Annotated in this window: 7 protein-coding genes; 3 read left to right on the top strand and 4 right to left on the bottom strand. The window is 61.1% G+C overall.

Annotated features, from left to right (window positions below):
- Positions 1-94 precede the first annotated feature (94 nt).
- From G5V65_RS20970 to G5V65_RS22880, 3 genes are read left to right on the top strand one after another with little or no spacing between them, the layout of a single operon-like run.
- Entirely contained in the window at positions 95-769 is a 675-nt protein-coding gene (locus G5V65_RS20970; protein WP_165054397.1) for a YcbK family protein, read from the top strand.
- Entirely contained in the window at positions 766-1,011 is a 246-nt protein-coding gene (locus G5V65_RS20975; RefSeq protein WP_394352265.1) for a hypothetical protein, read from the top strand. The genes G5V65_RS20970 and G5V65_RS20975 overlap by 4 nt, the downstream gene beginning before the upstream one ends.
- 22 nt (positions 1,012-1,033) lie before the next feature.
- On the top strand, positions 1,034-1,168 hold the full coding sequence (locus G5V65_RS22880; protein WP_343162880.1) for a hypothetical protein: 135 nt from the start codon (positions 1,034-1,036) through the stop codon (positions 1,166-1,168).
- A 2-nt stretch (positions 1,169-1,170) separates the two neighbouring features.
- Here the strand turns inward: G5V65_RS22880 and drmC are convergent, their stop codons facing one another.
- The 4 genes from drmC to G5V65_RS21000 form a co-directional block, all read right to left on the bottom strand.
- Positions 1,171-1,932 (bottom strand): DISARM system phospholipase D-like protein DrmC, encoded by a 762-nt coding sequence (drmC, locus tag G5V65_RS20985; protein WP_165054402.1) that lies wholly within the window; start codon positions 1,930-1,932, stop codon positions 1,171-1,173.
- A complete protein-coding gene (drmB, locus tag G5V65_RS20990) occupies positions 1,932-3,773 on the bottom strand; it encodes a DUF1998 domain-containing protein (protein WP_165054405.1) in 1,842 nt (613 codons plus the stop codon). Before drmB ends, drmC begins: the two co-directional genes overlap by 1 nt.
- Positions 3,770-7,759, bottom strand: a complete 3,990-nt coding sequence (gene drmA / locus G5V65_RS20995) for a DISARM system helicase DrmA (RefSeq protein WP_165054408.1) — start codon at positions 7,757-7,759, stop codon at positions 3,770-3,772. The genes drmB and drmA overlap by 4 nt, the downstream gene beginning before the upstream one ends.
- Before the next feature lie 2 nt (positions 7,760-7,761).
- On the bottom strand, positions 7,762-8,781 hold a 1,020-nt coding region (locus G5V65_RS21000), incomplete at its 5' end, for a type IIL restriction-modification enzyme MmeI (protein ID WP_343162881.1).

Consider the following 8,781-nt stretch of genomic DNA (forward strand, 5'->3'; position numbering starts at 1 on the left):
AGCGCGCCCTGACCGGGAGGCGCTGCCGATTTCATCATCAAAACCACCACCTCGCCCGCCCCCAAGGCGGGTTTTTCCATTTGGAGGATTCCCCATGCCCACCCTGTCTTTCCCCACCTGGCGCGACGTTCCCGAGACGGCGTGGCGCTGGGCGAGCTTTTCACCCGCAGAGATCGCCTGCCGCGGCACTGGCTCGATCAGGATCAACACCGAGGCGATGGACAAGCTGCAGGCCCTGCGCGACCGGCTGGGCAAGCCGCTGATCATCCGCTCCGCCTATCGCAGCCCGGAACACAACCGCGCCGTCGGTGGGGCCCCGGCCTCGAAGCACATGCAGGGCATGGCCTTCGACATCGCCATGGCGAACCACGATCCGGTGGCCTTCGAGGCGGCGGCAAGGGCGGTCGGGTTCCTCGGATTCGGCTATTACCCCCGCTCCGGATTCATGCACATCGACCTCGGGCCCGCCCGGTCCTGGGGCGATCCCTTCACAGCACGGCCCGTGCCCTTCGCGCCGGAACTTCCGCCTGCGCGCGAAGTCCTGTCGGAAAGCCGCACGCTGCGCGGTGGCGGTGCGGCAGGTGCAGCGACCGTTGGCGCGGCCGGGGTGGAGGTGCTGCAAGATGTCCTCGCCGAAACGCAGTCCACGATCCAGCCGCTGTTGCCCTACCTCGATACCCTGCGCTGGGTGCTAATCGCCATCGCTCTGATCGGTATCGCCGTCACGATTCACGCCCGGATCGACGACTGGAATCAGGGTCAGCGGTGATCGGCTGGCTCCTCACCCACGGCCCGGCGCGCAGGGCGTTGGGCCTGATCCTCACCGCCGCAGCGATCCTGCTGTTCCTGATGAACCTGCGCCGCACGGGCGAACGCGCCGAGCGCGCGGCCGAGCGCCTTGATGCCCGAGAGAGAAACGATGCCATCCACCGCGAGATGCTCGATGCCGCCGCCCGCCGCCCTCCTAATCGTGATGCTCTGGCTGACCGGCTGCGGGATGGTCGGTTCTGAGAAAAGTGTGCCATGCCCGCCGGTGGTTGAGTACAGCGCCGCCGATCAGGCGCGGGCGGCCGACGAGGTAGAGGCTTTGCCGGACGGTGCCGTCATCGTCCGCATGCTGGCGGACTATACCGTGCTGCGCGACCAGGCGCGAAGTTGCCAAGTGTGATACTAGATTTTTCGGATTACCTTGGTCTCGATTAGAGCATGAAGATGGGCGTGCAGAGCTGCCGGGACATGGCCACAACTGATTACTACGCCAGCCTCCATATTCTTCTCCAGCGCGTGCCCAGTCAGGTTAGCGCTGGTCAAAAAGGCTGAATTGCCGTCGGCAACAGCCACTTTCGCGTGAACCTTTCCTTCGATGAACGGTTCAGGCCGATCCGTCCAGACATACAGGTCTGCCAAAGGCACACACCTCCGCATCGTGGCGACAGGGTCGACGGACAAGCTTCCACCTTGGCTCGCTGAGGCCTCCAGCAGAATCCGGACTTCGATGCCGCGAGCAGCAGAGGCATTCAATGCGTCGACAACCGACGAGACATCGTATGCGACGAAGCTGACAAGAAAGAGGTCACTCTGTGCGCGATGGATGAGATCAAGAAGAACCTGCTCTGTGCGGCGGGTGGCGACGAAGGGAGTCGTCGGACCCGTCCAGACGAGTTCGACACTGCTTTCACGCTGCGCCTTTTCGCGGGCGTATGCCGCGCCGACCAAAATACCGGACAACACATCACCTGATATTTCTGTCTGGCTCCACGCGGCGATCAGACGATCGAGCGTTGCGCGAGCAGCTGGCGTAGTCACAAGCTGGTGCAGGTGTCCATTTCCCTGGGCCGACAGCGAGCCGCGGACACGATCAGCGAGTGCTTCGATCCTCGATGGAGACAACAGGGCGACGAGATCCGTGGCCGCGATCAGCACCGTTTCCATCAGATTGTCCCAAAGAATGCTGCATCTGGGTGTTCCAGCGTGGGCACGACAAGGGAGCGATCGAGATGGCGATTTCCCCTCTCACACGACGTTTCCGAGACAAACGAACAAGCGTGACACGCGGCGCCGTGAAGCGATTGATCCTTACTCGGATCATGTTCTGCGCAGAGGGGATCGGAGGCGCAGATGTGGGCGCGGTCCAGCGCTTGTCGTAGAAGGCGGCCGAGACTGTCGGGCTTACCAAGCTCTACCAGTCCCCCGAGCGTGCCATCGGAGTCTGCGGCAGCCGTGTAGATGAGAAATCCGGCTTGATCCCTGCCGTCGTCGATATCCGCATATATCCGCTCGCGAATGCTCGCAGCATTATAGCCGCACTCAAGCGCAAGCTCTCGGATAAGCATGTGCGCGAGGGTGTGCAGCATTACATAGCGGACGCCCGGATAACCTTCGTTCGGGTCGAGGTTTCGCTTTTGGCGCCATCCCCGGTGCCCTTGTCTGAGCCGGACATCAAGCGCTTTCACGGGATCCTTGTCTGCCCAAGTCTTCAAAGCATCGGCGTCGAAACGGATGAAGATACCTTCGCCGTGAACTTGAGTAGCCGGCACCCAACTCGGCACGCCGCGTCCTAATGGAGCCCTTGGGGCGGCGTCGTCTCCGGTGCCCTCGTCCGGCGATTCTATCCTTGTGAACCCCAGTAGCGCGTTCACCTCACGAAGGCGCTCCAGCAATAAGACGCGTGTGATCGCCGAACCGAAGCCAGACGGTGTGCCGACCTTCTTGCTCATAAAGTAAGGATAGTCAGTGGGGGGAGTGTCGGCTGTCAGGACATCCCACTCCGGTCCCTTCAGATCGCTTTGCTCGACTACTGATCCGCCGTGGCGATGGTTTTCGATGGCAATCCAAATCTGCTCTTCAGTGAACTGTTCGATTCCGGGCAGTTGAGCAGTCTTCTTGAGGGTCTTGACGACGAACGCGACTTCGGCGGCAGAGCTAACGTCTTCGAAGAACGTCCAGCCGTCTGCAACCAGTTGCGCCAAGGGGCTCCCTGTTTGCGGTATGGCGAGGACCGACAAGGTGACGGGGAACCAGCCATTTGTCGCACCTAGAAGGATGGCTCGGGGATCTTCGGTGCAATCGTCTTCGAACTTGTCGATGTGCGGATGTCTTCCGCGGCACCGCGGTAGATTTTCTCGACCGGCTTGACCAAACGCTTGCGCCATATTCTTCGATGCGCCGCAGCCGTCACACTTGACCCACAGGTTCTCGGTTTGGAGCGAAGCGCCGCTCTCGAAGAATCTCAACGTTGCTCGGCATGTGCTAGGCCCACCATGAACGAACCAGTGCCATGCAAAATCATCGAGATGGCCAGCACGACACGCCATAAGGAAGCGGGCCGGAACCGCATCGGCATCTCTGGGCCGTTGATCGCTATTCGATCCTCGACAGCCCTCATGGACGAAGCGCGTCAGCTCGGGGCGGTACCTGTTCTCTTTCAGCCTGAACAATCCTGCGTCGTAGGGTGACAGCAGACCGCATTTGACGCAGCGCAGCCATCTTGGGAACGGCTTTACCGGCACGCCAATCAGCGCTGCCGCAGAAAAGGGGTCTACTACGTCCCTCTCTCCGATGGGTGGCATCCGCAATGACTCGACCTGCGGACCGAGCACGCTGCGGACATTTGCGAGCAGGCGTGCCTCTTGTATCGGCTGACACCGATCTTTTTCCCAGCGATCGATCCCCATCGTTACCACCGACATGTTCGGGAGGTCGATCAATGCTCCTGGACCATAGGTCCAGAGCAACTGGCTTGGTCGGATTTCGCCTACGGGTGTCTTGCTCATTGCTGATCCCCCTCGGGCTGCGTCATCCGCGGTCGCCAAGTCGGATCGCTGGTTGATCGATCATCTTCCATCACGAGCCGCACACCCGGCTCGACCTCGCGCATGGACATCGGGACGGTCCAGTCGGTCCAAGGCTTGATGCCCGGCGCTGAGAGCAGTGGATAGGCGGTCGGGCCCGCGCCATGCCTTTGGTATACGAGCGCACGGCCGCCAACACCCGCTTCATTGGCCCAATCGTCAGCGCGGCTCTTCATCTCGGCTTCGGTCAGGGTCTTCTTCCCCGAGTCTTCGGTGACTTCCCAGGTGCGAGCGGCAACGGCGCCGATCGTATCCAACATCTCTTTTCGGCTCGGACTGTTCATGGCACCAGCGCCGTCATTTGCCGCGAAGGGATCGTAGGTGTGACGCATGATGGACAGCATCGCGCCGGTGAGCCCTCGGTCCAACGCCCGCGGTGAGAACGGGGTGACGGATTGAGCTTCGACGTGCTGATAGAAGGTCGCGTGGTAATGCTCAAAGGTCTCGTAATGCGACAAGTCCCGAGGCCGCGCCCAGGTCAGCACAGTGGCCACCAGTCCTGGCGGCGTTCGGCCCACACGGCTGGTCGCCTGGATGTACTCGGCCGTTCCCTTCGGTTGGCCGTTTACGACCATGACACCGAGGCGATTCACGTCGACACCGACCGACAGCATGTTCGTGGCAAGAACGGCATCAATCGGCCGGGCCTCCCCTGGCTTTCTGTTGGTGAGCCATTTGCCCTGCGCCGGATCGAACGCCCCCTCGAATGGCACCTCGAGCTGATCAAGGTATCGAGGAATGTCCTGACTGGAGACGCGAGACGTCAGTTCGCTGATTTCCTCGACCCGCCGCTGCGCGAGTCCAGGTCGGTCCACTAGGCTCATATCGACACGGAAGGAACGCGTTTGGACGTCGTCTTCCGCCAAACGCTTCATCCCGCCGAGCTCTCTCAGCGAATTGAAGTAGCCGACGAGTGTCATATAGGGGTCGGCCACCGGGCCAAACCGATCGAATAGCGCCTGAGCGGCGGTCAGGAACGCCGTGTAGGTTCTGATCAGCACTGCGGGACGAGAGCTCCCGGGTGCGCAGATACCCATGTACCGTCGGCCGGGTTTCTCGCGGATGGGTCTCTGGACCGAGAAGAAATTGTCTTCGACGTCCAGGCCCGAAGGCGGGAACACCGAGATACGGCGCATGAAAACATTACGGACTTGATCATCAGCCCGCCGCACGGTCGCGGTGGACGCGACGACCTTGGGGCGAACCTTTTTTTCGCCCAGTGCCCAGCTGCTCAGCTCGTCGACGGCCGTTTCGTAGAGACCCACCATGGTGCCCAGCGGACCGCTGATGAGGTGGAACTCGTCCTGGATGATCAGATCTGGTGGTCGGATTGCGCGGACCGGCTTCACACTGGCGGCCGGATATGCCCCCCTCGCTCGGTGCCCGGTGCCACAATCGTGGCTCGGCCAGAGCAAGCCATGGCGTCCGCATTCTTGCTCGACGCGGCCGAAGAGGTTCCGGACCTCGGGGCGCCAGGCCATCATCGCGAACTTGTCCACGGTCGCGATCATCATCGTCGGCGGGCGGTGATAGATTTCCTCGTCGACGACTTTCACGGGAAGCCCCGGGTGAGGCAGCCCAGTGGATTTCGCCTTCGAGAAATCGCAGCCGCCCAGCTTGTCGCCGCAGTGGATCAGCGTTCGGCCGGCGATCCTGTCGACCTCGATGTCGCGGCCTCCGGAGATCTCCGACCCGCACCAAGGGCAGCTGGTCAGTTGTGCAGGCGAAGCGATGCCCGCCTTGTTGCGGTCGTTGTTTCGAATGGCTTCGACAGCCTGGTGAGACGCGTCTGTCGTGCCCGGTGTCACGCGATTGCCGACCCAGAGACCGAGCGTAAATGGTTCCTTGCCCCAGGTCTTGTCGTCTGCACGACGGATGACCTCCATCGCGCAGAGCAGCGTCGTCGCCCTCTGGAACTGCTGCAGAGTCAGCAGTCGCAGCGTGTACCGCATGATGACGGCGAGACCACGTGATGCGTCGAGACCGCCGAGATCATCCTTCAATCGGCGCATGGCCATGGCGAAGGCTGCTACACCGAGATAGGCCTCGGTCTTGCCACCACCCGTCGGGAACCAGAGGAGATCGGCGAACGCCTCGACCGGCCTTGTCCGGTCCGGGTGTGTCGGGTCGGCGAGCGACGGGATCGACAGGAGCAGGAACGCGAGCTGGAACGGGCGCCACGATCTGTTCTTCGGCACGTCCAAAGTGGTCACGTCGACGGCTTCGTTCCGTCTGCGCTTCAGAGCGTAGATGCTTCGGACACGCTGCATGGCCATGGACCGGTTGGCGAAGCGGAATGCCTCCAGCGCTTTCGGATCGGCGAAGAGCGTGCCCATGCCCTCTTGGAGGCGTCGCAGGATCTCCTCGCAGCGCTCGATGACGTCCTTGCCCGGATCGTCGAAGCCGGTGATCTCCGATCCTAGCCGGGCCTTCTGCTCACCGATCCAAACGGCGTAATCGTCGACGAGGCACGAAAGGGCCTCCCGCAGCGCGTCCGGCGCCATCTCCGCCAGCCGCGTCATGTCGAGCCAGCCCTCGTCGACCATGCGCCGCATGGCTGGTCGATCCCTGGGATCGAGGCCGGGCGTTTCGGTGACGGCGACTTCGTAGCGCGGGATGATCTCGGTTCTGACGCGATGGGCCTTCGTCGGCTCCTCGGGCGTCGTATCAGCGTGAACGGACACTCCGTGTCCGACCGCGAACTCGAGCCGGTTGCGATAGATGAGGGCGAGACGGTCACGTTCCGGATCGTCGACCACCACTTCGTTAGAGGGGCGACGCCGAAAGACCGACCTGTCACCGTGATCTTCGAGGGCCTCGACGGTGATCTCCGGCTGAAATAGCCATGCGCGATCCTTGTTGTCGTCGGGCTCCAGCTGTCCGTTTACGAGGAACAGAGTGACGAGGCGTTCGCCCTTGGCATTCGTCCGAACCGTGCCCTGCAGGCGGACATCCGGTTGGTCGGCGTCGGGAGTGGAAGGTTTGATCTGACCGTCGACGAGCGGCAGCGAGACGACACCGCCACAAGGGATGCGGCGCCAGACCCTGACCTTCACCTCTTCCTCTCGGCCGGTCTGGCGATTGCGCCGGGTCTTGGTGATGTCATGCTCATCATTCGGGACGCGCTCATAACGGCCCCAACGGGCATCCACTGACAAACTCTGAACATCGGGCGCAACGCAGAACGTCAGCCCCATGCTCGAAGGCACCAGTGACTGGTTGTTCGTGGTGTCGATCTCGTCGAGCGCGTCGTCTTCGGGCTCCACCCGGCCGGTGGCACTCGGGAATTCTGCGCCCGGCTCGTGCAGCGAGGCGGTCCGTTCTTCCTCGAGGTCGCCGGCCTCATCGGCGGCGGAAGCCGGTTCCACCTGAGCGGTCTGATCGTCTCCCTGGCGTCGGGGCGCCAACTTGCCGACGAGGTAACGATCGCGGACGCTCATGTCCTTGATCAACTCGTGCGGCCCTTCCGCGGGGCCGAGCAGGTCATCGCGCACAGAAAGCTCGAGAAGATCGCGAACGTAGGTCACGTCCTGAATCAGCGGCACCGCATCGGGAGAAGCAGCGCCGAGCGAGGGAAGGACGCGAAGGAAATCACCCCATGGCAACCGTGTCGCCGGCGCGCTCGGCGTAGTCAGGCCGAGTGCGGCCACGGCAACTGCCGGATCAACGGCCAGAGCCTGGTCGAAATAGATGGTCCTGCCGCCGGCATCCGATCGGACGCGCAGAATGCGTCCGACGCTTTGCACCGCATCGTCGGACCCTACGACAACAGCCCAGTCACCAGAAGAAACGGCGGTTTCGTCGGTTGGGCCGAGTTCGATCCGAAGTGCATATCTGGTAGAGGCAGGCTCGCCGCGGATGATCCAAGACGAATACTGAGGGGCGGATTGTTCGATCAACTCGGTCATTTTCAATCACTCTCAGACATGCGGTATCGGGCGCCGCGGCGTTCGCCTTGACGTTCGACGGTGCCGCGCGCCAACAGATCATTGATCGCGGCATTCCATTGGCCATCCGGGATGTCGACATAGGCAAGGATTTCTGACTTGCTCAGCCATGAACGACGCCACTTGAGGTAAGAAACGATCTTGTCCGCTGCGGAGCCCACACTGGCTGTCGACCCAGGCCTGTTCCGCGAAGGGGCGTCGAAGCTCAGCTCGATTTGGCTTACGTTGATCGCTGATCGAGCGCGAGCGGCCCTAACTGAAGCGGTGGCCTTCGCAGTGGGAATTTGGTTGGCTTCCTCGTTGCTGCGGGACCTGTTTAATTCAGACAGCCTGCGAAGTATTTCCTCGCGCAGTTTAGGGCGCAAAGTGAAGCGCGTCTCATTTTCGCTGTTCCCATTTCCTGTCTCCAGGAAATCGAATTCAATATCCAGGTCGTTCCAACCGTATGCCACTGAAACTGACCTGTTCATCGCAATGTACGCGTCACGCAGCGCGATAATCTGTGGATCGCTATGTGATGGGCAATGGAAGTCGTTCATCAGCTTTGTGAGTCCGAACTCCCTTTCCTGCATCGCCCTGCGTCGCTCACGGTAATAGGCTTCGCTTGCGGCGGCGATACCGGTTCTGTCTGCAGGGAATGGAAAGGTGTAGAAGCAGTCTGAGAGGGCGTATCGCTGCCGTGTCTCCAATGTGGAACTCGTAGCCTGTACCCATATTTCATGGAACTGACTTTGAAGTGATCCAAAAATACTCCATTCATCACTTCCAACAACAATCACAGCATTTGAGAATATCATAGAGGCTGGCATCTTCTCAAAGACGATGTATTTGCTTGTAAAGCAAGTTACAAAAACCTCCTCCAAGCCCGAAATTTCTTTATACAACTCCTCAGCGGGAGATGTGTATCCCACATTCTCCAAGTAAGTCGCTGATTTCGCTGTCGTAATCGTGATATTTCGCATATAAATCATGGCGTTGACGGC

The organism is Paragemmobacter kunshanensis (assembly GCF_011059185.1).
GTDB lineage: Bacteria > Pseudomonadota > Alphaproteobacteria > Rhodobacterales > Rhodobacteraceae > Paragemmobacter > Paragemmobacter kunshanensis.